Origin of the sequence: Sphingomonas antarctica, assembly GCF_965137005.1 — a bacterium.
GTDB classification, from domain to species: Bacteria; Pseudomonadota; Alphaproteobacteria; order Sphingomonadales; family Sphingomonadaceae; genus Sphingomonas_O; species Sphingomonas_O antarctica.
The window spans coordinates 1-24,179 of the sequence record NZ_CBCRXM010000017.1 but is presented as its reverse complement, the minus strand read 5'-3'; the positions used below and the strand labels follow the sequence as shown (position 1 = coordinate 24,179).

Below are 24,179 nucleotides of genomic sequence, written 5' to 3'. Positions count from 1 at the left end.
TATGTCGATGATGGCTGCAATGATGATGTTGGCAGGGGCGATTCCCGTCGCAGGCGCTCAATCGATGGATCCTGATTTGAAAGTGCGTTGCGTTCGCGAAGACGTGATTGGTAGCCTGACGCAAAAGCGCCGCGTCTGCCACACGGTGCGCGAATGGAATGACATTCAGGGGCGCGCAACCGACGAGATGCACCGGATTATTCAACCCGGCACACTCAACGGCCTCAACAACTAACCTTTAGATCCAGGACTGACGACGATGATTTTGACCTTGCTGGCGCTGGCCGCGGCGACTCCGGAACCCGCCAATCCCAAAGACCGCGTCAAATGCGTTCGCGAAGACCTCATCGGCAGCCTCGTTCAGGTCCGCAAGGTCTGTCACACGGTCGCCGAGTGGGAACAGGTCAATCGCGCGCGTGCGGAAAATGCCCGTGACGTGGTCCACGATACCCAGGTTTCGCAGTCCAACGGCGGCGGCTGAACCTATTCTGAGACGATGGCCAATGCGCCATCGCCCTCGTCCACCCGCACTGTCGACCCGTCCTTGACCTCGCCGCGCAGGATTGCGTCGGCGAGCGGATCTTGCAGATATTTCTGTACCGCGCGCTTGAGCGGCCGCGCGCCGTATACCGGATCGTAACCCACACGCCCGAGCCAGGCGCGAGCGGCGTCGGTCAGGTCGAGCGTGACTTTACGATCTGTAAGCAGTTTTTGCACCCGGCCGACCTGGATATCAACGATCGGACCCATGTTCGCTGCACTGAGGCGGTGGAACAAAATGATTTCGTCCAGCCGGTTGATGAATTCGGGGCGAAAATGCCCGCGCACGACATCCATCACCTGCGGTTCGACGCTCTCGATCGACTGGTCGTCGGGCAAATTGGCGAGGAATTGGCTGCCCAGATTGCTCGTCAGGATGATCAGGGTGTTGGTAAAATCCACCGTGCGGCCTTGCCCATCGGTCAGTCGCCCGTCGTCCAGCACCTGCAACAGGATGTTGAACATGTCCGAATGCGCCTTCTCGACCTCGTCGAACAACACCACCTGATAGGGCCGCCGGCGAACCGCTTCGGTCAGCACGCCACCTTCTTCATAACCGACATAGCCCGGCGGCGCGCCGATCAGCCGGGCGACGGAATGCTTTTCCATAAACTCGCTCATATCGATGCGGACGAGGGCGCTGTCATCGTCGAACAGGAAGCCGGCGAGCGCCTTGGTCAATTCGGTCTTGCCGACGCCCGTCGGCCCGAGGAACATGAAGCTGCCCAGCGGGCGGTTGGGATCCTGCAACCCCGCACGCGCCCGGCGGACGGCGCGCGAAACCGCCGCGACTGCCACGTCCTGCCCGATCACGCGCGCGCCGATGGTCGCTTCCATCGCCAGCAGTTTTTCGCGCTCGCCTTCCATCATCCGGTCGACCGGGATGCCCGTCGCACGGCTGACCACGCTGGCGATGTCGTCGGCGGTCACTTCTTCGCGCAGCATCGCCGAAGAGGACGCAACCTGCGCATCGGCGAGTTGTTTTTCGAGGCCGGGCAGGGTGCCGTATTGCAGTTCGCCGGCCTTGGCCAAATCGCCCGCACGCTGCGCCTGATCGAGCGCGACGCGCGCCGCGTCGAGCTGCGTCTTGATCGCGGCCTCGGCGTTGATCTTGTCCTTCTCTCCCTGCCAGCGGGTAGTCAGCGCTTCGGATTGCTCTTCCAGATTGGCCAATTCGGCTTCGAGCGTTTTCAGCCGGTCGAGCGACGCCGCGTCGGTCTCTTTCTTCAACGCCTCGCGCTCGATCTTGAGCTGGATGATCCGCCGGTCGAGATTCTCGATCTCCTCGGGCTTCGACTCCACCTCCATACGCAGCCGCGACGCGGCTTCGTCCATCAGGTCGATCGCCTTGTCGGGCAGGAACCGGTCGGTGATGTAGCGATTGCTCAGCGTCGCCGCGGCCACGATCGCGCCGTCGGTGATCCGCACGCCGTGATGGAGCTCATATTTCTCCTTCAGCCCGCGCAGGATCGAGATCGTGTCGGGGACCGTTGGCTCGGGAATGAACACCGGTTGGAACCGCCGTTCGAGCGCCGCGTCCTTCTCCACATATTTGCGATATTCGTTGAGCGTCGTCGCTCCGATGCAGTGCAACTCGCCTCGCGCCAAGGCTGGCTTCAACAGGTTCGAGGCATCCATCGACCCTTCGCTCGCGCCCGCGCCGACCAATGTGTGCATCTCGTCGATGAACAGGATGATCCGCCCGTCCGAACCCTTGACCTCGTCGAGCACGCCTTTGAGCCGTTCCTCGAACTCGCCGCGATATTTGGCACCGGCGATCAGGCTGCCCATGTCGAGCGCCATCAACGTGCGGTCCTTGATGCCATCGGGCACATCGCCATGCGCGATGCGCAGCGCCAGGCCTTCGGCGATTGCGGTCTTGCCGACGCCGGGTTCGCCGATCAGCACGGGGTTGTTCTTGGTGCGCCGCGCCAGCACCTGGATCGTGCGGCGGATTTCCTCGTCGCGACCGATGACGGGATCGAGTTTCCCGGCACGGGCAGCCTCGGTCAGGTCGCGCGCAAAGCGTTTGAGCGCGTCATAGCGGTCCTCCGCCCCGGCGCTGTCGGCCGCACGCCCGCCACGCAGGTCGTTGATCGCAGTGTTGAGCGCCTCGGGCTTCACCCCCGCCGCCGCCAGCGCCTTGCCCGCCGCACTCGTTGTCGCCAGCGTCAGCGCCAGGAGCAGCCGTTCGACCGTGACGAAGCTGTCGCCCGCTTTCTTGGCGACCTGTTCGGCCTGATCGAGCAGGCGCACGGCATCATTATCCAGTCCCGGCGTCGCTTGCGCGCCACCGCCCGACACCTGCGGCACTTTGGCCAAGGTGGTATCTACATCGCGCTGCGCCACCGCAGCATCGCCGCCAGCGCGGGCGATAAGTCCCGACGCCATGCCCTGATCATCCTCGAGCAGAGCCTTCAAAATATGCTCCGAACCGATCCGCTGATGGTTCAACCGGATCGCCACGGTCTGCGCCGCCTGCAGGAAACCCTTTGCGCGATCGGTAAAGACGTCGAGGTTCATTTAACTCTCCTTGCCGACCCATATGGCGTTACGCGTTGGTCACACAAGATTTGCCAATGTGATATTGTAACCTTGGCGGCATGCGCCTATCTGCGTTTCGAGATGGGTGCCGAATCGTCCGCTTCGCCGCAAGGGCTGCTCGATCGCGTGGCGATCGCCGTCTCGGCGCTGTGTGTGATCCACTGCGTGGCGACAGCGGTATTTGTCGGGCTTGTTGCCAGCCTGGGTTCGGTTCTGGGCAACCCGTTGGTTCATGAGGTTGGGCTGGCCATCGCGATTACCCTCGGCGCGATCGCATTGGGACGCGGAACGATGCAGCATCGCCGCGTCGTCCCGGCGGCGATCGGCGGATTGGGCCTCGGCATTATGGCCGGCGCGTTGTTCCTGCCCCATGGGATGTACGAGGCGGCGGCGACGATTGTCGGCGTTTCGACGCTGGCACTGGGGCATCACCTCAATCGCGCCGCGCTCGCCTGAAATAAGCCCGCGCTTTGACCCGCGGGGGTCGAACGCCTACATTCATCTCATGCCCGTCCATGCTCACACCCATCATTCGGGCGACGACCTGACCGTCGCCGCACGCGGTGCGCTCGAATCGTCGGGCGAACAATGGACTGCGCTCCGGGCGCGGGTGTTCGACGTGTTGAGCGGCCATGCCAAACCGGCCTCGGCCTATGACATCGCCGAAGCGCTGTCCAAATCGGAAGGCCGCCGGATCGCCGCCAACACGGTGTACCGTATCCTCGACCTGTTCGTCGGCGCCAATCTCGCGCGCAAGCTCGAGAGCGCGAACGCCTATGTCGCGAACGACCATCCCGATTGCGTCCACGACTGCATATTTCTGGTGTGCGACGATTGCGGGCGGGCGACGCATATCGACGACGATGCCGTCACGGCGCGCGTGCGCGGTGCTGCGGAAAACGCCGGATTTCAAGAAGTTCGCCCGGTGATCGAAGTGCGCGGCCGGTGCGAGGACTGCGCTTAACCACGATCAGCCGGTCCTTAACGCGTCGTTAGGACTTTCACGGCATCCCCGTAAAATGCAGCGCGGTAAATTTGCTTCGGCGTTCAGCCGCTGGCCGTGGCTGACCGCCGGGCTCGTGTACACGCTGCTGGCGACGATCACGATCCGCTATACCCGGCTCGATGGTGGCGTGGCGCTGGTCTGGGTCGCCAACGGCTTTCTGATCCCGTGGCTGTCGCTCAATCGTCAGCGTCTCTGGCCGTTGGCCATTACCACCTGCATCATGGGCAATGCGATCGCCACGGTGTGGACCGGCGTCGGCTGGGGCGGACTCGGCTTGCCGGTCCTCAATCTGCTCGAATCGGTGGTGACCGCGGCGGTGCTGCGACGCTGGCTGGGGCATAGCTATTATCTCGACAGCATCGCCGGCTTCGGCAAATTCGCCTTGGTCGCGACGCTGTTTCCGACGCTGGACTCGCCGGTCGCCGGGCTGGTCGCGCATTACGCGTTGGGTCAGGCCGTGGTGCCGACGATGTTCAACTGGTTCGTCGGTCACTCGCTGGGCGTGATCATGGTCGCGCCGCTCGCCAGCCTCGTTCTGCGGTCGATCCGCGCGTATCAGGGCGCGGAAATTCGTCGCGAGCGTTTGGCGGCCTTCGTCCTGTGGGTGTCGCCGGTCGCCGCGGTCAGCGCGTTTACCTTCAGCTTGGGTGCGCAGCCTTTGCTGTTCCTGCCGCTGTTGCCGATGATGCTGGCAACCCTGCGGCTCGGTCGGCTGGGGGCGGCAGCGTCGGCCGTGACGCTCGCGTTGATCGCTTCGGTAGCAACGGTGTATCATTCTGGCCCGATCTATCACCTTGCGGGATCGACGGCGGCCGAACGCCTGCAATTCCTGCAATTCTACCTCGCCATCACCGCGGTGACCTTGCTGCCCGTCGCGGTGTTGATGCGACAGCGCCGCACCTTGCTCGAACGCTTGTCGACCAGCGAAAGCGCGCTGCGCCTGATGGCCGAAAATTCGGGTGATGCGATGCTTCACACCAATGCCGCCGGGCGGATCATTCAGGCGACCGGCGCGCTCGAGGCTTTGCTCGAACGCGACGCGAATTGGGTTTTGGGCCGCTTCGCGACGGAGCTTGTCGTCCGTCAGGATCGCGATGCGCTGGTCGCCATGCATCTGAAACTGATGGCCGATCCACAGAGCACGGTGGATTTCGAATATCGCGTGCGGATGCGCGACGGCAGCGACAAATGGTTTGAATCGCGCGCGCGCGCGCTGCTCGATGCCGACGGTCTGCCGGTCGGGACGATCAGCGCGATCCGCGACATCGAGGCGCGGAAACGCACCGAAAGCGAACTCGAACATGCCGCGACCACCGATCAATTGACCGGCATCGCCAATCGCCGCGCATTCTTCGCGCGCTTCGACACGCGCTTCGACCGCGAAGGCGTGTTGATCGTGGCCGACCTCGATCATTTCAAGACGATCAACGACCGGTTCGGCCACCATGTCGGCGACGCGGCCTTGCAAAGCTATGCCCGGGTGGCGCGCGGCGAAGTCCGCGCCAGCGATCTGATCGCACGTATCGGCGGAGAAGAATTCGCGTATTTCCTGCCCGGCGTCGCGCTCGACGAAGGCTATGCCCTGTGCGCGCGCCTGCGCGAGGCGCTTGCCGAAGCGCGCTTCGACGCGGGGAAGGCGGGCGAGCACACGGTCACGGCCAGCATGGGCATGGTCGCCGTCAATGCCACCGACGACGCCGCCAGCGCCCTGAAACGCGCCGACCTTGCGCTGTACGCGGCGAAGGAAGCGGGAAGGGACTGTTTAAGGTTGGCGGCTTAAAGATAAGGCAGGAAAGTCACAGCGCCGATCGCCGCCGCACCGATCGCCGCGATCAGCACACCGCCCGCTGCGACGTCTTTTGCGTGACCGATACGCTGATCGAAATTCGGATTAACAACATCGCATAGCCGCTCGATCGCTGTGTTGAGTGCCTCCGCCAGCCAGACGAGGGTGATGGCTAAAGCGATCCAGCGCCAGTCGTTTGCACTGATCTTGAGCGATCCACCCAGCGCAATGGCGGCAACTGATGCTGCAAGATGGATCCACGCATTGTGTTCCGAACGCGCCAGATAAGCGATTCCGCGAAACGCAAAAAAGAAACTGCGACTGCGCGCGTGGAGCGAGAATGGCGTGCGCGACTCGTTGTCGCTCAAGCTCGCGCCCCAGCCTCGATCCCCGCGCTGTTATGGCGCAGCGCCTTCAGTACCGTCTCCACGATCGCTGCTGCATCCAAGCCGGCCTCGGCATATTGCGTGTCGGGCGCGGCGTGGTCCTGGAACTTGTCGGGCAAACGCAGCGTGCGCAGCTTCAGACCGCCGTCGATCAGGCCCTCGTCGCTCGCCAGCGTCAGGACGTGCGCGCCGAGGCCGCCGACCGAATTTTCCTCGATCGTCACGGCGACTTCGTGGCTGGTCAGCAGGCGGCGGATCAGCGCCTCGTCGAGCGGCTTGGCGAAACGCAGATCGGCGACCGTTGTCGACAGTCCCTTGGCATCGAGCGTGTCCGCCGCCTTCAACGCCTCGGCCAGACGCGTGCCGAGTGACAGGATCGCCACCGACTTGCCCTCGCGGACAACGCGACCCTTGCCGATCTCCAGCACCTGCGGCACCTCGGGCAGCGCCACGCCGGTGCCGTTGCCGCGCGGATAACGCACCGCAATCGGGCCTGAATCATGCTCGACACAGGTCTTGGTCATGTGGACCAGCTCGGCTTCGTCCGCCGCCGCCATCACCACGAAATTGGGGAGGGTGGCGAGGTAGGTCACGTCGAACGACCCGGCATGCGTCGCACCATCCGCGCCGACCAGTCCCGCGCGGTCGATCGCGAAACGCACCGGCAAATTCTGGATCGCGACGTCATGGACGACCTGGTCGTACGCGCGCTGAAGGAACGTCGAATAGATTGCGCAGAACGGGCGCATGCCCTGCGCCGCCAACCCTGCGGCGAACGTCACTGCATGCTGCTCGGCAATCCCCACGTCGAAGGTCCGCTCGGGATGCGCCCTGGCGAATTTATCGACGCCGGTGCCCGACGGCATGGCCGCGGTGATCGCGCAAATGCGGTCGTCGGTCTCCGCCAGCTTGGCCAGCGTTTCGCCGAACACGTTCTGATATTGCGGCGGCCCCGGCGGCGCCTTGGCCTGCACGCCCGACACCACGTCGAACTTCTGCACGCCGTGATATTTGTCTGCCGCCGCCTCGGCCGGGCCATAGCCCTTGCCCTTCTTGGTGACGACATGGACCAGGATCGGGCCCTGCTCTGAGTCGCGGACATTCTCCAGCACCGGAATCAGATGCTCGAGATTATGCCCGTCGATCGGACCGACATAGTAAAAGCCCAGTTCCTCGAACAACGTCCCGCCCGTCGCCATGCCGCGCGCATATTCCTCGGCCTTTTGCGCGGCATTATGGACGCGGTGCGAAATCTTGGCCGCCAGCTTCTTGGCCAGATTGCGCAGCCCGAGATACTCGCTCGAACTCACCATCCGCGCGAGATACGCCGACAATCCGCCGACCGGCGGCGCGATCGACATGTCGTTGTCGTTGAGGATGACGATCAGGCGATTGCCCGCGCCTTCGGCATTGTTCATCGCCTCGTACGCCATGCCCGCCGACATCGCGCCGTCACCGATCACCGCGATCGCCTTGCCCGGCTTGTTGTTCAGCTTGTTGGCGATGGCAAAGCCCAGCGCCGCGCTGATCGAAGTCGACGAATGCGCCGCGCCGAACGGATCGTACTTGCTCTCGGAACGCTTGGTGAACCCCGACAGCCCGCCGCCCTGGCGCAACGTGCGGATGCGGTCGCGCCGCCCGGTCAGGATCTTGTGCGGATAGGCCTGATGCCCGACGTCCCAGATCAACTTGTCGCCCGGCGTGTCGAACACGTAGTGCAATGCGACGGTCAGCTCGACCACGCCCAGCCCCGAACCCAGATGCCCGCCGGTGGTGCCGACGGCGGAGATCATCTCCGCGCGCAACTCGTCCGACAGCTGGCGCAGCTGTTCGGGCTTCAGCCGCCGCAAATCCTCTGGGGTATCGACACCGTCTAACAGCGGCGTTCCGGAAACATTCACCATGACTCGATCATAACTCGTTGTTTCGGCGATGTCGAAGCCCCCTGTCCTGAGCCTGTCGAAGGATGTGAGCGACGAAGCGCCCGCAGGCCGCGCCGAACGGAGTCACCATGTTGTTGCCGCCATCCCATCTAAGTGATTCAGTAGCCCCGGGAGGGCGTGGGCAGCAATGAAGATCGGCAAACGCGTCGGAGCGACGGCCACCGTCATCGTCGCAATGGTCGGCTGCGTCGGTTTCGGCTGGGCCTCGCCACAAGGGGAGCCGGCGCCACAGACCGGTTTCGGCGCCTCGGTCTCACGGCTGTTCGGCGATCCGCGCCAACAATTCGGCAACCGCGTCGATTATGCCAGCCTCGACGCGCGCATTCAGCAGATCATGACCAAGCCCGACATGGTCGGCCTCGGCGTCGCGATCATCGAGGACGGCCGCATCGCCTTCGTAAAGGGCTATGGCACGACCACCGCGAACGGAACCGAGCCGGTCGGCGCACACACCGTGTTCCGCTGGGCCTCGCTCAGCAAGGGCGTCGCGTCGACGATGGTCGCCGAACTCGCCAATGAAGGCCGCCTCGACCTCGAAGCCCCCGTGTCGCGTTATTCGACCCAGCTCAAACTGCCGGGCGGCGGTGAGAATGTCGCGACCGTCGACGATGTCCTGTCGCAACGCGTCGGCGTGGTGAAGAACGCGTTCGACGACAAGCTCGAAGCCGGTGGCGATCCGCGCCTGCTCCGCGCGATGTATGCGACGCTGTCCAAACAATGTGCGCCCGGCCTGTGTCACGCGTACCAGAACGTGTCCTACGATACGGCATCGGAAATTGTTCAGAACATCACCGGCCGCCCGTATCAATTGGTGGTCACGCAACGCCTGTTCCAACCGCTCGGCATGACCGACGCCAGCCTCAGCCGCGCCGGGCTGATGTCCTCGCAAAGCTGGGCGCGGCCGCATGTCGGGCGCACCACGGTGGAGGTCAACGACACCTATTACCGCGTCCCCGCGGCGGGCGGCGTCAACAGCTCGATCATCGACATGGCGCGCTGGATGCAGGCTCAAGTGGGTGTCGATCCGCAAGTCGTGCCCGACGCGGTGCTCAGCGAAATCCACCGCCCGCGGATCATGACCGACCGCCACCTCGGCGTGTTCAACCGCGCGATGGGGCCGAACAAATATTCGCTCGGCTGGCGCGACTATAATTACCTCGGCCACCACCTCGTCGGGCATCAGGGCGCGGTGCGCGGCTATCGCGCGACGATCCTGCTCGACCCCCAGCGCCGCAGCGGCATCGCGCTCCTGTGGAATTCGCAAAGCTCGCGCCCGCCGCCGATCCAGCTCGAATATCTCGACCGCCTCTACAACATGACGCGCAAGGACTGGCTCGGCCTGGACGGCACGCCGGGGGTCGTTGCTCCGGCCGAAACGGAATAGGCCAATCTCTCGCATCGCCCCGGTGCAGGTCGGGCCACCCATCCACAAAACCGTCATTTGCAGAGGTAAATTGGCCGGCGTTTTGACTCTCGCGAACCGTCGCTTTACGCGAACGTAAAGCAGGAGAGTGCAATGACGACGGTAACGTTCGACGACCTCAAGGCGATGACCGGCCAAGGTATCGGCACCTCGGACTGGCTGACCGTCAGTCAGGAGATGATCGACAAGTTCGCCGACGCGACCGGCGATCATCAGTTCATCCATATCGACCCCGACGCCGCCGCAAAGACGCCGTTCGGCACCACCATCGCCCACGGTTTCCTGTCGCTGTCGCTGATGCCCGTGCTCACCGCCAAGGCCGATCTGCCGCGGATGGACGGCATCAAGATGGGCGTGAATTACGGGGGCAACAAGACGCGGTTCCTGTCCCCGGTAAAGTCGGGAAAACGCGTCCGCGGCCACTTCAAGCTCCTCGAAATCGAGGAAAAGCGCCCCGGCCAGTATCAGCAGACCGTCGAATACACGCTCGAGATCGAAGGCGAGGACAAGCCCGCCCTGATCGCCGAGTGGATCAGCCAGTTCTTCATTTGAGCAAAGGATGCGGAGCCTCGGCACCGCACCCATATTGAATACTTAACCCGTCACCCCGGCCTCCGCGCCGGGGTCCAGCTTTCTCCGGCGTGACATCACGACCAAGAAGCTGGACCCCGGATCAAGTCCGGGGTGACGAAAACCGGAGAGTTTTTCGTCATGCGCGACGCCGTCATCGTTTCCACCGCCCGCACCCCGCTCGTCAAAGCGGGCCGGGGCGCGTTCAACAACACCACCTCGCCGACGCTCGGCGCCTTCTCGGTCAAGGCCGCGCTCGAACGCGCGGGCATTGAGGGCGGGGAAGTCGACGACGTTATCATCGGCGCGGCGATGCAGCAGGGTTCACAAGCCCCCAACGTCGCGCGCCTCATCGCACTGCGCGCCGGGCTTCCCGTCACCGTTCCCGGCATGTCGATCGACCGCCAATGCGCGTCGGGCCTGATGGCCATCGCTACTGCCGCCAAGCAGGTCATCGTCGATCGCATGGATATCGTCGTCGGCGGCGGCGTGGAATCGATCTCGAAAGTCTCGGGCAGCGGCAAGATCTTCATCGAACCCGATGCCGAGCTGATCAAGATGCACAAGGACACCTATCTGCCGATGATCGGCACGGCCGAAGTGGTCGCCAAGCGTTACGGCATCAGCCGCGAGGCGCAGGACGAATATTCGCTCCGCTCGCAACAGCGCACCGCCGCCGCGCAGGCCGCCGGCAAGTTCGACGACGAAATCATCGCCTGCGACGCGACGATGGCGATCGTTAACAAGGAGACCAAGGAAGTCACCTACAGCCAGGTCACTGCCAACAAGGACGATTGCAACCGCCCTGAAACCACGTTGGAGGGTCTCGCGTCGCTCAAGCCGGTGATGGGCGAAGGCTACACGATCACCGCAGGGAACGCCTCGCAGCTCAGCGATGGCTCCTCGGCCAGCGTCGTGATGGAAGCCTCTGTCGCCGCCAAAAAGGGTCTCACCCCGTTGGGCCGCTACGTCGGTATGGCGGTCGCCGGTACTGAGCCCGACGAAATGGGCATCGGGCCGGTGTTTGCGATCCCCAAGCTGCTCGAACGCTTTAGCCTCAAGATGGACGATATCGGCTTGTGGGAGCTCAACGAAGCGTTCGCGGTGCAGGTGCTTTATTGCCGTGACAAGCTCGGCATCCCCGACGAACTGCTCAACGTCAACGGCGGCTCGATCTCGATCGGCCACCCCTTCGGCATGACTGGAGCGCGGTGCACCGGCCACGCGCTGATCGAAGGCAAGCGCCGCGGTGCCAGATACGTCGTCGTGACGATGTGCGTCGGCGGCGGCCAGGGCGCCGCTGGCCTCTTCGAAGTCCTCTAAACGAAGCCGTTCGCGGCGATGTAGCAAGCCACCGCCTGGGCGCGATTGACTGCGCCCAGCTTGCGGCGGGCATTGTCGACGTGGAACCGGGCGGTCGCTTCGCTCAGGCCGAGGATTGTGCCGATCTCCCAATCGGTCTTGCCCTCGGCAACATAGGAGATCGCGTCACGCTCGCGGGCCGTCAGGGCCGGACGGTCAGGCGTTTCGGGCGCCGCAAAGGCGAGCAGGCGTTCGGCGACGATGCTGCCTGCCGATTGTACGGCCTCGGCAAAGGCGGCGGGCAGTGCGGCGTCGTCGAAGCCGATATGCAGCGACGCGATCGTGCCGTCCTCGCCATAAGCCGTGGCGCACAACGCGTCGCCGATGCCGCCCTCACTCATCGCCTCCCAATAGCTGGCGAAGCGCTTGTCGCCATGCGGTGCATAGCTGCTGAACCGATAGCGCGTGCGCCCCGTCGCGATCGGGCGCAGCAGCGGGTTCTGCTCGAAGCAGACGTAGTTGGAACTGGCGCTGCCGATCCAGCCGGGCCGGACGTGCCGGGCCAGCACCCCGCCCGCCGCCCAATGCGCCGCCGACGTCAGCCGCCCGCGCGGCCGGTGGTAATTGCGCACCTGGAGGTAACTCAATCCGCGCGGCAGCAGCGCATCGCATAGCGCCGCGCTGGCGTCCTCCGCTGTCCGCGCACGGATCGCGCCATCGGCGATCGAGAGGATCGTATCGAGCATGAGCGACTCCGTTCGCGGTCGAGCGTAGCTCACACTCCGCACCTTCGCCAACCCGTGTTCCGTTTCGGGACAAATGCTTACCCCCCCGGATTCGAGAGGTGCGCGCGTTCGGCCGCTGTCGCACAGCCGCGTCAGCTTTCTCGGAGATTACCACCATGCGCTTACTTGCCTTTGCTGCCGCCTTGACCTTTGCCGCGCCGGCCGTCGCGACCGTGCACACGATCTCGTTGACGGGGACGACGGCCGGTACGACGTTCAACACGTTCACGATCGGCGCCAGCACCTATCAAACGGGCAATCTGATCCTCGATCCGTTCACTCCCTTCACACTGGAACAGGGAGATCAGATCCTCGCGACGATCACGCTCAACGGTGCATTCTTCGTGCCGACGTCGGGTGAACAGCTGTTCGGGATCAATTTCAACGATGTGAACGGTGACTCGCCGGTGGGGCCGAACGGATCGACCAACGCCTTCGGCACGGTGAGCTTCAGCTTGAACGGCGGGGCGACTGCGCGAGGCGGCGGCGACATCACAAGCGGGGCGTGCAGCAACTGTTTGACTGCAATCACACAAGCATTTCCCGGCGCGGCATTCAGCTTCGACGGGCTGGGCCTCGACGAAACGGTAACTGGCCTCGCCGCGCCATTCGATGTCGGTCAGGTGACTATCTCATACCAGTTGCGCGATGTGACGGGCAATATTCCCGAGCCGGCATCGTGGGCGATGCTCATTTCAGGGTTCGGTTTCGTCGGCGGCGTCGCCCGCCGGCGCCAAGGTGCGACCCGAGCCGTCCTCGCCTGAAGGCGAAGCGGCGGACTGATGGGGGCGGCGCGGGGGTTGCGCCGCCCCTTTTTTTGACCGGCACGCTGAGGCGCGTAAAGCCGGTCCATGAAAACCCTGCTCGATCCGACACATGCTTTGGGCAGCGGCCTCGCGGCGATGCGCGTCGAATTCCAGTTGCCGGCCACCTTCCCGCCGGAGGTTGAGGCGGCAGCGCAGGCGGCAATTGCGCGACCGCTGACCGCACATGTCGATCGCACCGCGATGCCGTTCGTGACACTCGACCCGGCGAGTTCGACCGACCTCGATCAGGCATTCGCCATCGAGTTGATCGGTGCCGACCTGCTGTTGCGCTACGCGATTGCCGACGTGGCGTGGTTCGTCGATGAGGGTGACCCGATCGACCAGGAAGCCTGGCGGCGCGGCGAGACCCAGTATCTGCCCGATGGGCGTGTGCCGCTATACCCGCCGAGCCTGAGCGAAGGCGCTGCGAGCCTGTTGCCGAATGTGGACCGGCCTGCGGTCGTCTTCAGCGTCCGCATCGCACCCGATGGCGGGGTGAAGCTCGATGGCGCCGAACGCGCAATCATCCGCAGCCGCGCGAAGCTGGCTTATGAAAACGTCGCCGATGCCGATTTGCCGCCGGGCTTTGCCGACCTCGCGACGCGCATCATGAGCGCGGAGGAACGGCGCGGCGCGGCGCGAGCCGATCCGCCCGAGCAGGAGGTTTCGCCCGACGGCGCGGGCGGATTCACCCTCGCGTTTCGCCCGCGCCTCGCTTCGGAAGATCGCAACGCGGCATTATCGCTGGCGACCAACATGGCGGTGGCGGATGCGTTGTACGCCGCCAAGACGGGCTTGTTCCGCGTGATGGCCGCGCCCGACGATCGCGCCGTCGGGCGGCTACGCGCAACGGCCAAGGCCTATGACCTCGAATGGCCCGCACAGATGACGCTCGCTGACTTCCAGCGGACGATCGATCCCGCCAAACCGCGCGAAGCCGCGTTCCTCCTTGCGGTCCGACGCGCGGGACCGGGTGCGACTTATGCGCCGTTTCGTGACGGCGTCACGCCGTGGCATGCGCCGATGGCCGCCACTTACGCGCATGCCACCGCCCCTCTGCGTCGCTTGGCCGACCGCTACGTCATCCGTGCCGCGCTGGCGGTAGCGAACGGCCAAGGGGTTCCGACAGCGGTAACCGATGCCTTTGGACGACTGCCCAAAGTGATGGCCCGCGCCGATGCGATGGGCGGAACGATCGGCCGCACGGTCATCGATCTTGCCGAAGCACAATTGCTGCAAAGCCGCGTCGGTGAAAGCTTTGCCGCCGTGGTGACGGACAAGGACGAACGCGGCGCGCGCATCCAGCTGCGCGATTTGCCGGTGGTCGCGCGGCTCGACGGGTCGACGGCCGAACCGGGCGATGCGCTGTCGGTCCGCCTGACCAGCGCCGACCCCGGCACGCGCACAATCCGCTTCGCCGCCGGTTGACCGTCGCCGCCCCGCCGTGGCAAACGGGCGCTCATGCGGGTGTAGCTCAATGGCAGAGCAGCAGCTTCCCAAGCTGAATACGCGGGTTCGATTCCCGTCTCCCGCTCGTTCGCCACCGCGCGTTGCTCTCAGGGGATCAATGACCAACGCCCGCCCGCACGCCACATTGTTCGTCCTGGTCACCATCTTCATCGACGCGATGAGTTTCGGGCTGATCATGCCCGTACTTCCGCGGCTGCTGATGAACATTGGACAGATCGACCTGCCGCGGGCGATGACGGTCGGCGCGTGGATCGGTTTTGCTATGGCGCTCGCGACATTCTTCGCGGCACCGGTGCTGGGGGGACTGTCCGATGCGCATGGCCGACGCCGGGTGCTGTTGCTCGCGCTCGGCGGCTTGGCGGTCGATTATCTGTTGCTCGCCGTCGCGCACACATTGCCGCTGATCTTCATCGGCCGCACGATGTCGGGCATCTTCGGCGGCAGCTACGCGCCCGCTCAGGCAGCACTGGCCGACCGCACCGCCCCCGAAGATCGCGCCAAGGCGTTCGGCTATGTCGGCGCGGCGTTCGGGGTCGGCTTTATCATCGGCCCGGCGATCGGCGGACTGTTGGGACAAATGGGCGACCGCGCACCCTTTTATGCCGCGTCGGCGCTGGCAGCCGTCAATTTCCTCTACGGGACGTTCGTGTTTCCGGAGACGCTGCCCCCCGAGCGGCGGCGCCCGTTCGACTGGAGCCGCGCGAACCCGTTGGGTGCCTGGCGGGTGGCACAAGCGACGCCCGGCATGGCGCGGATCGCCGCCATCCTTGTCCTGTGGCAAATCGCCAGCCTGGTCTATCCGCTGACCTGGAGTTTTTGGGCAATCGCCCAGCTCGGCTGGTCGAGCGCGATGATCGGCGCAAGCCTCGCCTTTGTCGGCGTCATCATGGCATTAGCACAGGGCCTGTTCACCGGGCCTGCGGTCAAGCGACTGGGTGAACGCAATGCCGCCACGGTGGGACTGACGGCGGCAACATGCGCCTTTCTGCTCTATCCGTTCGTCACCGCGAGCTGGCAGGTGTTTGCGATCATGATCGTGATCGCGGTTCAGGCGCTGACTCAACCGAGCCTGATGGCGTTGTTATCGAGAAGCGCCACCCCCGAAACGCAGGGCGAAACGCAAGGGATCGCATCGATGGCGATGGGCCTCGGCACGCTTGCCGCGCCTCTGCTGCTCACCGGCGTGATGGCGCATTTCACCGGATCTGGCGCGCCAGTGCATTTGCCCGGCGCGGCGTTCCTGGTGTCGGCGGCGTTTGCACTGGTGTGCATCGTGCTGGTCCGCCGCTTGCCGGAGCATCACAACAATGCGGCCGCCGCTTCCGCCACCGCGGGGCCATAAGGCACCGTCATCCGCGCGTGAAAACCCGGTGTGGCCTCTCGGACGCGCTGCACCAGTTCGGCATCGTGATAGGCGGCGCGTAATATCGCGGGGAGGTTGGCGACGGTGTTTTCATCAATCGGCGGCAGCACACCGAGACCGGCATGCGCCACAGCCGCACTGTGCAGCCCTTTTTCGAGGTCGAGCGGCAACATCAATTGCGGCACACCGCCCAGCATCATCGCGCAGATAATGCCGTGCGCGCCGTGATTGATGCACAGCCTGCTGCGCGCGACGATCCGATCGATCGGCACCGGACGCGGCTCGACCGTCACCCCCATCGCCGCAATGGCCACACGCAGACTGGTATCGATGCCCGGAATGTGTGCGCGGATCGGCAAGCGGGTCGCGACTACAGCCTGCCAGAACGGCTTGTTCGCCTGGATCGGGTTGTTGGCATAGACGAAGACCTCGTCGCCTTGGCCCGCGCCGAGTTGCGGAACGCCGTCCAGCCCGGGAGCGATAAAGCGGCCCGTTTGATCGTTCCGGTGATACGGGTCGAGCTCGGGAAAACTGCCGATAAGCGGCGCGTCGGTCGCAAACAGGGCGGCGAGATGCGGTAGCGGCTTGCGCCCGGCAGCACGAAGCTCGGCATCGACGGTGTCGAGCAGATTGCCTTCATTATGCCCCGGCGATCCGCCACCCAGACGTGCGATCGGATCGGTGTCCGACGGCGCGACCTGAAATCCCGGACCGACACTGACCGAGGGCAATCGGCCACGCGCCGCGACCAGCAAAGCCGGCGCGTAATCGGCGATGACCAGATCGGCGCGCGATAGGGCGATCAACGCTTCCCACGCACTGATCATGCCGGCCAGCACCCCGCGCCGGCCGAGACCAAGGCGCGCCAGCACATCAACGATGGTCGAGACGCGACCGTCGCCCGCGCCGACCGTGGACAGCAGCCCCGGCCAGATCGGCGCCTGAAACATCGCCACCCCCGGCGGCATGGTCAGCGGCACGTCGGTGCGCTGCGCCGCGATCGTGACCCGGTGTCCGCGTTCGATCAGCGCCTCCGCGATCAGCTTCATCGACACCAGATGGCCGCGCCCGCCGCCCAATTCCCAGCCGATCAGGACGTTCGCCATCAAACGCCGCCGTCGATACCCTCGCGCCCCATCGCGCCGAGCCGTTCGATCAGATCATCCGTGCAAGCCGCCGCAGCCGCATTGTCGGTCGATCGGATAACGAAGTTCGCCCCGACGCGTCCGTCCCGGAAAAATGGGTAGCTGCCGATCTGGCACCCTTCATGCGCGGCTTCGGTTTCGCGCAGCAGGTCCGCGACCTCGCTCTCCGCCGTCCAGCAACCGACGGTGCGCGAAACGACGGGTCGTCCGCCCTCCAATTGCCCGTCGAGGGCGTGGAGCATTCCGGCGGTGATGTGCGGCACCCCCGCCATGATGAAAATGTTGCCGTGGCGTATGCCCGGCGCGCCCGACATACGGTTCTCGATCAGGGTCGCCCCCTCGGGGACACGCGCCATGCGCAGCCGCGCCTCGTTGATCCCGCCGCGCGTGGCGTAATAGGCTTCGAGCATGGCCCGCGCCTTGGCATGAATTTCGACGCCGACGCCCAAAGCAGCGGCAATCGCATCGACGGTGATATCGTCATGCGTCGGGCCGATCCCGCCGGTGGTGAACAGATAATCGTTGCGTGCGCGCAGCATGTTGACGGCTTCGACGATGGCGTCCTGATCGTCGGCGACGACACGAACTTCGGCGAGGCGGATACCCTGGATGTTCAGCCACAAGGCGATCTGCGCGACGTTCTTGTCCTGCGTCCGCCCCGACAGGATTTCGTCGCCGATGACGACGAGAGCGGCGGTCCAGATGCGTTCGGCGGCGGGCATCAACGCGACATAGCGCCCCGCCGCACCCGCGCAACTTGCCAGGCGATTATATACTTGACAAAGCAATGGCGGGAAACTAGCTAAGGTGAATGACGAACCTCACCGCTCCGCAATTTACGAATGTCGATGCAGCCCGCGAACACCTTGAAGCGTTGCGTTGGCCGGACGGGGCGTATTGCCCGCACTGTGGCGCGTTCGCCGTAAAGCGCCTTCCCGAGCAGCGTGGTCGTGCGACCAAGGCTCACCCTGACGGGGCCGTGCGTAAGGGCATTTATCAGTGCAACGCCTGTCGCCAGCAATTCAGTGTCACCGTTGGCACGGTGTTCGAGCGCAGCAAGGTTCCGCTCCACAAGTGGTTGCTGGCGACGCGCCTCCTTTGCTCCAGCAAGAAGGGCTACAGCGCGCACCAGATGCACCGTGATCTAGGCGTCACCTACAAGACGGCATGGTTCATGGAGCATCGCATCCGTGCGGCTATGGCACCCTCTGGCGACCTCCCGCCGATGGGCGGTGAAGGCACGATGGTAGAGGTCGATGAAACCTATATCGGGCGCATCAAAGGCGTCGATGGCAGGATCGGCGGCGGCGTTTGGCACAAGATGAAGGTGCTATCGCTTATCGACCGCGCCACCGGCGAAGCGCGCAGCCACGTTGTGCCTAACACCCGCGTTGTGACCATCGCGCCGATCGTTCAAGCCAACCTAGCACCTAAAGCCAAGCTGATGACCGACGAAGCCAGCGTGTATCGCTACTTTGGTTGGAAGTTCGCGAGGCACATGACGGTCAATCACAGCGCCAGCGAATATGTGAAGCGCGGCGATAGCAGCATCCACACGAACACGATTGAGGGCTTCTTCTCGATCTTCAAACGCGGGATGCGCGGCATCTATCAGCACTGCGGCGAACAGCACTTGCAGCGTTATCTGGCGGAGTTCGACTTCCGTTACAGCAACCGTGCGGCGCTTGGCATCAACGACGAAGCCCGCGCTGCTACCTTGCTTAGCCAGATCGGCGGCAAGCGCCTGACCTATCGGCGGATTAACGGCCTCGCCGCCTAAGGCGAAGGCGAAGGCAACGGCAAAGCCGCGCAATCAGCGTTGGAGGCCAAGACGTTAGTTCGTTGTAGCGGTCGCTGCCTGCCGCGTCTCAACCTTTACAGCAATGCCACGAAAGGTTTTCGGCACTTTGCTACGCCAAACAGCGAATGCTGGATCGATGAATACCCTGAGATATGGGCCGCTGGGGCCGGAGCACACTAACGTGTTTGCGGCCCCAACCGGCACGGTCAGGCTCCGCTGAAACTCCGCTGCAATGCTCCTCATGCTCGTCATATATTGTGACCGCAAACCAGCGTTACCTGCAAGGCAGCCAAAATCGGCTTAATTGGTAAAGCAATTGTTATCTTGCCGCCAGCAGCAGTTGTGTCTGCCATCCCTGCTACAACGATGCCCACTGCTATTCGTTGCCCATTAGCGTCTAAAGCTGTGATCAACGACCCGGAATCCCCACTGTCGGAAAACAGGTCTGCGGCACCCGATATTGCGAAAACAGGGTCTAATGGTACCGATCCTGAGAAGCCGTACGCAGTTGCATGGTATGATACTGAAAACGCGCCATGTAGTTGCCCTAGTACGCGTCCGCGCGTGTGGCCTGTAGTGCGCCCGACTTTTTCCACGTCCATATTGTCGATCAGATCATCGACTGCGCCCGGAGTGTCGTATGCGTTGCCCTGAAAGGACGACACCAGCCCTTCGTCGCGGATGGAAAATATTGCAGCGTCAGAGTTGCCCTTCGGATCCACAACATCGGCGGCGCCAGCAACGAGGGGAAGGGCCTTCGCGTGAAAACCAAGGGTAAACGGGTTTAGTCCGTTAGGCACAACGTCGATAACGCCAGGCGCCACTATCGGAAGTCCGATGCCGGCATAACTGCAACTGCCTGTGACATGGTTGTTGGAAAGTCCGAACATCTGCCCGGCAGCATCGCGCACTAGACATGACAATGTCCCCGCATCTCGAAAGTTGCCGACGGATATGGAGCTACCGCAGGTAAAGAATTCTTGCCCTGCCACCGTTCGCATCACGAATGGTGGTCCCCCAAACGGTTGAGGCGGTTCATTGCCGATTTGGCTCGGCACCCCCATCCGGTAACGTATCGGCACGTCGTCTACAAAAGCTGGGAGTTGGGAGATGAGCTTTTTGGAAGTCGGCGCGGCGCGTTTTAGGAACGCGATGATCTCTCCACGCTTCTCGTTGAAGCTGACGGCCTTAACCTGCTTCGTCCGGAGGAGCAGCTTTCCAGCATCCGTTACCGGTTGGACCAACCCCATTTCGAGGGCTGCGCTGGAGACTGGAGACACCGGTCCATCTGGCATCAAGCCTTCGGTTTCCGCCCAATCGTGAAATATTCGAGCCGCCGTTTTCGCGTCCATCAGTCATCCCCCTTTTTCTCGGGGGCTATGCCCGATGAATTCCATGAGTCTAGCCCTTGGCCTTCTTCCGCTCTTTCGGAGTCGACTAGTCGCGCACCGCGGGGCGCACCTCTGGCCGTGGTGGCGCTGGCGTCATCGGCTTTTTAGCCCGCTTCGGCTTTGACTCTTTGCCCGTTTCGTGCGGCTTAGGCGGGGTGCTCAGCATCCGGCGGAGCACGTCGTTTTCGGAGGGGGTTTCATTGTCGGCTGCCAAAATCAAAACCTTTGATGTGGATGATCTGGATCGCTCCATAACCGATAATGACCGGCTTATCATGGCCGAAACGATCCTCGCGTGGGCGGACCTCGATACCGGCATATCACGGCTCATAATGCTGGTATTCGATCTGGATGAAAGTTCTGGATCCGGCTCCATCCTGATTGGCAACATGGATCTGAAAACCAAGGCCGAAAAGATCAAGGTTCTCTATGATCACATCGGCAACAAAGCGGCGGCGACAAACATGTCGAAGCTTATCACCGCGATGAAGGAATACTCATTTTGCCGAAACGCGGTTGCTCATCGCAAAGTTATCGGGCGCATGACGTCCGATCCAACACGAATAGCATTCCTTTCTGCGAAGCACGTTAAGGGAGAGGTGGGCAAGTATGAGATACTAGCTATCGACCATTCCGAATTTATTGCTTCAGCCAAGTTTGCGCGCGCAGCCTCCGTCAAGGTGCATGAGCTAATGATCAAATTCGAGGACAGCGGAGACGATCGCGCCAACAGCGAACCGAGCGTTGCCCAAACCGTCAGCTTCGGGGTCGTAAAAACGATGTAGGGCTTCCACCCCCGCCTCAATCATCGCGGGAGTGATTTCGAGTTCCGGCCTGTCCCCTGAGGAGGTAGCCACTTCAACTTGCTTTGTCATGTATATGATCGCCACTTGCCACCGCTGTATTAGTCGAGTAAGTCACCTGTCATGAACCTCCGCAAGCTCGTGGCGCTGTTGCCGCTCCTCATCATCGCTGCGGGCAAACCCGCCTTCGATCCACGTCAGTTGAAAACTGCGATTGCCGGGCCGCCGAGCGAAGTGCTGGTGCTCGGTACGCCGCATTTGTCGGAATTGCCGGCCGCATTCACGCCCGCATCGCTGGCGCCGGTGCTCGACCGGCTGGCGGCGTGGAAGCCGGACGTGATCACGATCGAGAGCCTGTCGGGCAGCGATTGCGAATTCCTCGCGGTCAATCGCGAGCTGACGAGCAACAGCTGGGACACTTATTGCTGGGACACCAAGGCGGCGCAGGCGGCGACCGGCTTGACCGTCGCGCAGGCAATGCTGGCGATCGAGAAGCGGCTCGGTGCGTGGCGTGCAACGCCGACAGCGGTGGACCGGCGACAACTCGCCAGCCTGTTTCTCGCCGCGAACGACCGCACGTCGGCGCAAGTGCAGTGGCTGCGCTTGCCCATTGCCGAACGCCATGCGGGCGACGGGCTCAACGCCGAATTGGTCGCGATTCTCGACAAGCCACGCAAGAAGTCCAACGAGAATGTGGACATCGCCGCCGCGCTGGCGGTGCGGCTGGGGCTCGAACGCGTCTATCCCGCGGACGATCACAGTTCGGATACGACCATCGGCATGGCCCCGGAAGCACAGGGCAAGGCGGTCGAAGCGGCGTGGCAGGCGCAAGGAATGCCCGTCGTCCGCGCAACGATGAACGCGAAGGAAAAGGCGCTCGGCACGCCCGCCGCGACGCTCGACCTTTATCGCTTCTTCAACACGACTGACACGGGCGTCGAAATGGTCCGCAATGATATGGGCGCGGCGGTCCGCGAGCCTTCGCCGCAGCATTACGGCCGCTGGTATGTCGGCTGGTGGGAAGTGCGCAACCTGCGCATGGTCGCGAACATCCGCGCCAGCTTCGTCACGCATCCCGGCGCGCGGGTGCTTGTCATCGTCGGCGCGACGCACAAGCCGTATTTCGACGCCTATCTCGACATGATGCAGGATGTGCACGTCGCGGATGCGGAGAAGGTGTTGCGGTAGCGGAATCGGCCTAAACTCCCTATACTCGATCACATGACCACCTATGTAACCGCCGATTCCGTTGCCCCGTCCCGCACCGGAGCGATCAAGCTGCATGGCCCCGCGGGCTTTGCCGGCATGCGCGCCGCGGGTCGGTTGGCGGCGCAGATCCTCGACGCGCTGGTGCCGCATGTCGTGCCCGGCGTGGCGACACAGGACCTCGACGACATCGTCCGCCGCATGACCATCGACGGCGGCGGCCAGCCCGCGACTTTGGGCTATCGCGGCTACACCCATAGCTGCTGCATCTCGATCAACCACGTCGTGTGCCACGGCATCCCCAGCGCCAAGACGCTGAAGGACGGGGACATCGTCAACATCGACGTCACCCCGCTGCTCAATGGCTGGCACGGCGACACCAGCCGGATGTTCCTGGTCGGCAATGTCGGCGTGAAGGCGAAACGTCTGGTCGACGTGACATACGAAGCGATGATGCGCGGCATCGCGGCGGCCCGGCCCGGCAACCGGATGGGCGATATCGGGCATGCGATCCAGAGCTATGCCGAGGAATTCCGTTACGGCGTCGTCCGCGATTTTTGCGGCCACGGCGTCGGCCAGATCTTCCACGACGCGCCCGAAGTGGTCCACGCCGCACGGCCCGGCACCGGCCCCGAAATCAAGCCCGGCATGTTCTTCACCATCGAACCGATGATCAACATCGGCCGCGGCGACACCAAGGTGCTCGACGACGGATGGACGGCGGTCACACGCGACAAGACGTTAAGCGCGCAGTTCGAGCATTCGGTGGGGATTACCGAGGACGGCTGCGAGATTTTCACCGCGAGTGCGATGGGGTTGGATAAGCCGCCTTATTGAGGGGTTAGTTCTCTAACGCGACGCCCTCCCCCGTCGGCGCCCCAGCGCCGTNGCCCCTCCCGGAGGGAGGGGATGGTAGAGCTTCATCGATAAGCCCCGGCACATCCTCGATGCGCCGGGCGCGGGCGGCGGCGGCGAACCAGTCGGTGCGGAGAGATTCACCGGCGATCGCGCGGGCGGTGCGCGGCAATCGGCATTGCATCGGGTCAAGATGGGCGATCGCGGCCTCTTCGTCCTCGCTCAGCGTCCGGTAATAATAGCCGTCCTTCTCCCCGCCATGTTCCTCGCCGTCGAACCCGTCGGGCGCGGGCAGCAGCGTCAGCCATTGCTCGTCATCGGGGTCGTACCACACCACCGTCATGTCGGCGGGATCGGCTCCAGGTTTTTGGGCCTCAGGTTCACACGGTTCACATGTGCCAATGGCATCCGGTTCGGACGGCGGCGGGTCGAGAAAGTCGACCAGCGCCGCGGTATCGGGTGAGCACGGACCGGCCTCGATATGCGCGAGGAGATGCTCGAACTTGCCGGCCATGCGCGCGGCGGGTGCTGTCGGTGCGTCGGCCAGCTTGTCCTCCAGCCGCGTGAGCATCGCCAAGGCGAGGCGATTGTCGAAACGGTGGCGCGTGGTGGTGACGACGCGTTCGCCATCGTCGCGCACGGTCGTCCAGCTCTGCCCGTTGCGCGCACGGTCCCACAATGTTTCGCGCAAACTGTCACAGGCGAGAAGGTCTGCCGCCTGCCAGCCGAGATCGAACGCCTGGCCCCCCGCGCGGCGGCGCAGGGCATAGGCCGAACGGCGCGACAGCCCGACTTCGGCGGCGGCATCCTGCACCGTCGCGCCATCGGCGACCGCGGACAGAAAGCGCGATTGGCGTTGCGGCGTCCAGCCCTGCGCGGCATCGGCCCCCGCCGCGTGAAGCGCCGTCAGCGCGGCGCGGAAGTGGTTTTCGGCTGACGTGACCCCCGCCTTTCATCCAGCGGCAACCAGAGACAGACCGGTGTTGTTGCGCATGAGCGCGGGTGAAGCAACGGGCGGGGTTAACCCCGCCCGTTGCGTTTCAAGTTCGGCGGC

General features: G+C 63.8%; 22 protein-coding genes, 1 tRNA gene and 1 pseudogene. 16 read left to right on the top strand and 8 right to left on the bottom strand.

The annotated features are described in order from the left end of the window. Positions 1-7 precede the first annotated feature (7 nt). Both ACM9ME_RS13945 and ACM9ME_RS13940 read left to right on the top strand, forming a co-directional pair. A complete protein-coding gene (locus tag ACM9ME_RS13945; RefSeq protein ID WP_415644070.1) occupies positions 8-235 on the top strand; it encodes a hypothetical protein in 228 nt (75 codons plus the stop codon). Positions 236-259: 24 nt separating this feature from the next. Next, positions 260-481: a hypothetical protein gene (locus tag ACM9ME_RS13940; RefSeq protein ID WP_415644069.1), complete on the top strand. Its 222-nt coding sequence runs from the start codon at positions 260-262 to the stop codon at positions 479-481. Positions 482-483: 2 nt separating this feature from the next. Here ACM9ME_RS13940 and clpB read toward each other — a convergent pair whose 3' ends face one another. After that, positions 484-3,063: an ATP-dependent chaperone ClpB gene (clpB, locus tag ACM9ME_RS13935; protein ID WP_415644068.1), complete on the bottom strand. Its 2,580-nt coding sequence runs from the start codon at positions 3,061-3,063 to the stop codon at positions 484-486. Positions 3,064-3,165: 102 nt separating this feature from the next. On the opposite strand from clpB, the gene ACM9ME_RS13930 reads away from it, so the two are divergent. Genes ACM9ME_RS13930 through ACM9ME_RS13920 form a run of 3 tightly spaced genes read left to right on the top strand, consistent with a single transcriptional unit; the run spans position 3,166 to position 5,870 of the window. Beyond that, positions 3,166-3,540: a MerC domain-containing protein gene (locus tag ACM9ME_RS13930; RefSeq protein ID WP_415644067.1), complete on the top strand. Its 375-nt coding sequence runs from the start codon at positions 3,166-3,168 to the stop codon at positions 3,538-3,540. Positions 3,541-3,589: 49 nt separating this feature from the next. Further along, complete coding sequence (locus tag ACM9ME_RS13925; RefSeq protein WP_415644066.1) at positions 3,590-4,048, top strand: Fur family transcriptional regulator; 459 nt, start codon at positions 3,590-3,592, stop codon at positions 4,046-4,048. Between the two features lie 55 nt (positions 4,049-4,103). After that, complete coding sequence (locus tag ACM9ME_RS13920) at positions 4,104-5,870, top strand: sensor domain-containing diguanylate cyclase (protein ID WP_415644065.1); 1,767 nt, start codon at positions 4,104-4,106, stop codon at positions 5,868-5,870. On the opposite strand, the gene ACM9ME_RS13915 is transcribed toward ACM9ME_RS13920, so the two are convergent. Both ACM9ME_RS13915 and dxs read right to left on the bottom strand, forming a co-directional pair. Beyond that, positions 5,867-6,244 carry a diacylglycerol kinase family protein gene (locus ACM9ME_RS13915; protein WP_415644064.1) on the bottom strand — a complete coding sequence of 126 codons (378 nt, stop codon included), beginning with the start codon at positions 6,242-6,244 and terminating at the stop codon, positions 5,867-5,869. The two genes, ACM9ME_RS13920 and ACM9ME_RS13915, sit on opposite strands and share 4 nt — an antisense overlap. Further along, positions 6,241-8,166 carry a 1-deoxy-D-xylulose-5-phosphate synthase gene (dxs, locus tag ACM9ME_RS13910; protein WP_415644063.1) on the bottom strand — a complete coding sequence of 642 codons (1,926 nt, stop codon included), beginning with the start codon at positions 8,164-8,166 and terminating at the stop codon, positions 6,241-6,243. Before dxs ends, ACM9ME_RS13915 begins: the two co-directional genes overlap by 4 nt. A gap of 166 nt (positions 8,167-8,332) precedes the next feature. Between dxs and ACM9ME_RS13905 the strand changes: the two genes are divergently transcribed. The 3 genes from ACM9ME_RS13905 to ACM9ME_RS13895 all read left to right on the top strand — a co-directional run bounded on the left by ACM9ME_RS13905 (position 8,333) and on the right by ACM9ME_RS13895 (position 11,521). Further along, positions 8,333-9,589 carry a serine hydrolase domain-containing protein gene (locus ACM9ME_RS13905; RefSeq protein ID WP_415644062.1) on the top strand — a complete coding sequence of 419 codons (1,257 nt, stop codon included), beginning with the start codon at positions 8,333-8,335 and terminating at the stop codon, positions 9,587-9,589. 132 nt (positions 9,590-9,721) lie between these two features. Further along, positions 9,722-10,180 carry a MaoC family dehydratase gene (locus tag ACM9ME_RS13900; RefSeq protein ID WP_415644061.1) on the top strand — a complete coding sequence of 153 codons (459 nt, stop codon included), beginning with the start codon at positions 9,722-9,724 and terminating at the stop codon, positions 10,178-10,180. Positions 10,181-10,339: 159 nt separating this feature from the next. Continuing rightward, positions 10,340-11,521, top strand: coding sequence for an acetyl-CoA C-acyltransferase (locus tag ACM9ME_RS13895; RefSeq protein WP_415644060.1), 1,182 nt, complete (start codon positions 10,340-10,342; stop codon positions 11,519-11,521). On the opposite strand, the gene ACM9ME_RS13890 is transcribed toward ACM9ME_RS13895, so the two are convergent. Then, positions 11,518-12,246, bottom strand: a complete 729-nt coding sequence (locus tag ACM9ME_RS13890; protein ID WP_415644059.1) for a helix-turn-helix domain-containing protein — start codon at positions 12,244-12,246, stop codon at positions 11,518-11,520. The two genes, ACM9ME_RS13895 and ACM9ME_RS13890, sit on opposite strands and share 4 nt — an antisense overlap. Positions 12,247-12,401: 155 nt before the next feature. Here ACM9ME_RS13890 and ACM9ME_RS13885 point away from each other — a divergent pair, with 155 nt between their 5' ends. The 4 genes from ACM9ME_RS13885 to ACM9ME_RS13870 all read left to right on the top strand — a co-directional run bounded on the left by ACM9ME_RS13885 (position 12,402) and on the right by ACM9ME_RS13870 (position 15,903). After that, positions 12,402-13,049 carry a PEPxxWA-CTERM sorting domain-containing protein gene (locus ACM9ME_RS13885; RefSeq protein WP_415644058.1) on the top strand — a complete coding sequence of 216 codons (648 nt, stop codon included), beginning with the start codon at positions 12,402-12,404 and terminating at the stop codon, positions 13,047-13,049. A gap of 87 nt (positions 13,050-13,136) precedes the next feature. Next, positions 13,137-14,519 carry an RNB domain-containing ribonuclease gene (locus ACM9ME_RS13880; protein WP_415644057.1) on the top strand — a complete coding sequence of 461 codons (1,383 nt, stop codon included), beginning with the start codon at positions 13,137-13,139 and terminating at the stop codon, positions 14,517-14,519. A gap of 35 nt (positions 14,520-14,554) precedes the next feature. Next, positions 14,555-14,625: transfer RNA gene (locus tag ACM9ME_RS13875), tRNA-Gly, on the top strand. Positions 14,626-14,658: 33 nt separating this feature from the next. Then, positions 14,659-15,903, top strand: a complete 1,245-nt coding sequence (locus ACM9ME_RS13870) for a TCR/Tet family MFS transporter (RefSeq protein WP_415644056.1) — start codon at positions 14,659-14,661, stop codon at positions 15,901-15,903. On the opposite strand, the gene ACM9ME_RS13865 is transcribed toward ACM9ME_RS13870, so the two are convergent. Together ACM9ME_RS13865 and ACM9ME_RS13860 are read right to left on the bottom strand one after the other, a co-directional pair. Then, the gene (locus ACM9ME_RS13865) at positions 15,861-17,030 is read right to left on the bottom strand and encodes a glycosyltransferase (protein ID WP_415644055.1); all 1,170 of its coding nucleotides are present in this window, start codon (positions 17,028-17,030) and stop codon (positions 15,861-15,863) included. The genes ACM9ME_RS13870 and ACM9ME_RS13865 overlap by 43 nt on opposite strands. Further along, positions 17,030-17,791 (bottom strand): competence/damage-inducible protein A, encoded by a 762-nt coding sequence (locus ACM9ME_RS13860; RefSeq protein WP_415644054.1) that lies wholly within the window; start codon positions 17,789-17,791, stop codon positions 17,030-17,032. Before ACM9ME_RS13860 ends, ACM9ME_RS13865 begins: the two co-directional genes overlap by 1 nt. An 89-nt stretch (positions 17,792-17,880) precedes the next feature. Between ACM9ME_RS13860 and ACM9ME_RS13855 the strand changes: the two genes are divergently transcribed. Further along, the gene (locus tag ACM9ME_RS13855) at positions 17,881-18,849 is read left to right on the top strand and encodes an IS1595 family transposase (protein WP_415644053.1); all 969 of its coding nucleotides are present in this window, start codon (positions 17,881-17,883) and stop codon (positions 18,847-18,849) included. Positions 18,850-19,118: 269 nt separating this feature from the next. On the opposite strand, the gene ACM9ME_RS13850 is transcribed toward ACM9ME_RS13855, so the two are convergent. Beyond that, the gene (locus tag ACM9ME_RS13850; protein ID WP_415644052.1) at positions 19,119-20,222 is read right to left on the bottom strand and encodes a chymotrypsin family serine protease; all 1,104 of its coding nucleotides are present in this window, start codon (positions 20,220-20,222) and stop codon (positions 19,119-19,121) included. Positions 20,223-20,461: 239 nt separating this feature from the next. Between ACM9ME_RS13850 and ACM9ME_RS13845 the strand changes: the two genes are divergently transcribed. The 3 genes from ACM9ME_RS13845 (at position 20,462) to map (ending at position 23,107) form a co-directional block, all read left to right on the top strand. Next, positions 20,462-21,046, top strand: a complete 585-nt coding sequence (locus ACM9ME_RS13845; protein ID WP_415644051.1) for a hypothetical protein — start codon at positions 20,462-20,464, stop codon at positions 21,044-21,046. 141 nt (positions 21,047-21,187) lie between these two features. Continuing rightward, on the top strand, positions 21,188-22,252 hold the full coding sequence (locus ACM9ME_RS13840) for a DUF5694 domain-containing protein (RefSeq protein ID WP_415644050.1): 1,065 nt from the start codon (positions 21,188-21,190) through the stop codon (positions 22,250-22,252). A gap of 33 nt (positions 22,253-22,285) precedes the next feature. Further along, positions 22,286-23,107, top strand: a complete 822-nt coding sequence (gene map, locus ACM9ME_RS13835; protein ID WP_415644049.1) for a type I methionyl aminopeptidase — start codon at positions 22,286-22,288, stop codon at positions 23,105-23,107. A 52-nt stretch (positions 23,108-23,159) separates the two neighbouring features. On the opposite strand, the pseudogene ACM9ME_RS13830 reads toward map, so the two are convergent. Further along, positions 23,160-23,939: pseudogene (locus ACM9ME_RS13830) on the bottom strand (hypothetical protein); the annotation flags it as partial. Positions 23,940-24,179: the final 240 nt, after the last annotated feature.

Excerpts from the sequence above, each read along its gene's own strand:
- ACM9ME_RS13865 (WP_415644055.1), bottom strand. The coding sequence starts at position 17,030 with ATGGCGAACGTCCTGATCGGCTGGGAATTGGGCGGCGGGCGCGGCCAT.
- ACM9ME_RS13855 (WP_415644053.1), top strand. The coding sequence starts at position 17,881 with ATGACGAACCTCACCGCTCCGCAATTTACGAATGTCGATGCAGCCCGC.
- clpB (WP_415644068.1), bottom strand. The coding sequence starts at position 3,063 with ATGAACCTCGACGTCTTTACCGATCGCGCAAAGGGTTTCCTGCAGGCG.
- ACM9ME_RS13920 (WP_415644065.1), top strand. The coding sequence starts at position 4,104 with ATGCAGCGCGGTAAATTTGCTTCGGCGTTCAGCCGCTGGCCGTGGCTG.
- ACM9ME_RS13840 (WP_415644050.1), top strand. The coding sequence starts at position 21,188 with ATGAACCTCCGCAAGCTCGTGGCGCTGTTGCCGCTCCTCATCATCGCT.
- ACM9ME_RS13860 (WP_415644054.1), bottom strand. The coding sequence starts at position 17,791 with ATGCCCGCCGCCGAACGCATCTGGACCGCCGCTCTCGTCGTCATCGGC.
- map (WP_415644049.1), top strand. The coding sequence starts at position 22,286 with ATGACCACCTATGTAACCGCCGATTCCGTTGCCCCGTCCCGCACCGGA.
- ACM9ME_RS13940 (WP_415644069.1), top strand. The coding sequence starts at position 260 with ATGATTTTGACCTTGCTGGCGCTGGCCGCGGCGACTCCGGAACCCGCC.
- ACM9ME_RS13930 (WP_415644067.1), top strand. The coding sequence starts at position 3,166 with ATGGGTGCCGAATCGTCCGCTTCGCCGCAAGGGCTGCTCGATCGCGTG.
- ACM9ME_RS13925 (WP_415644066.1), top strand. The coding sequence starts at position 3,590 with ATGCCCGTCCATGCTCACACCCATCATTCGGGCGACGACCTGACCGTC.
- ACM9ME_RS13870 (WP_415644056.1), top strand. The coding sequence starts at position 14,659 with ATGACCAACGCCCGCCCGCACGCCACATTGTTCGTCCTGGTCACCATC.
- ACM9ME_RS13880 (WP_415644057.1), top strand. The coding sequence starts at position 13,137 with ATGAAAACCCTGCTCGATCCGACACATGCTTTGGGCAGCGGCCTCGCG.
- ACM9ME_RS13885 (WP_415644058.1), top strand. The coding sequence starts at position 12,402 with ATGCGCTTACTTGCCTTTGCTGCCGCCTTGACCTTTGCCGCGCCGGCC.
- ACM9ME_RS13890 (WP_415644059.1), bottom strand. The coding sequence starts at position 12,246 with ATGCTCGATACGATCCTCTCGATCGCCGATGGCGCGATCCGTGCGCGG.
- ACM9ME_RS13905 (WP_415644062.1), top strand. The coding sequence starts at position 8,333 with ATGAAGATCGGCAAACGCGTCGGAGCGACGGCCACCGTCATCGTCGCA.
- ACM9ME_RS13850 (WP_415644052.1), bottom strand. The coding sequence starts at position 20,222 with ATGGACGCGAAAACGGCGGCTCGAATATTTCACGATTGGGCGGAAACC.
- ACM9ME_RS13895 (WP_415644060.1), top strand. The coding sequence starts at position 10,340 with ATGCGCGACGCCGTCATCGTTTCCACCGCCCGCACCCCGCTCGTCAAA.
- dxs (WP_415644063.1), bottom strand. The coding sequence starts at position 8,166 with ATGGTGAATGTTTCCGGAACGCCGCTGTTAGACGGTGTCGATACCCCA.
- ACM9ME_RS13900 (WP_415644061.1), top strand. The coding sequence starts at position 9,722 with ATGACGACGGTAACGTTCGACGACCTCAAGGCGATGACCGGCCAAGGT.
- ACM9ME_RS13945 (WP_415644070.1), top strand. The coding sequence starts at position 8 with ATGATGGCTGCAATGATGATGTTGGCAGGGGCGATTCCCGTCGCAGGC.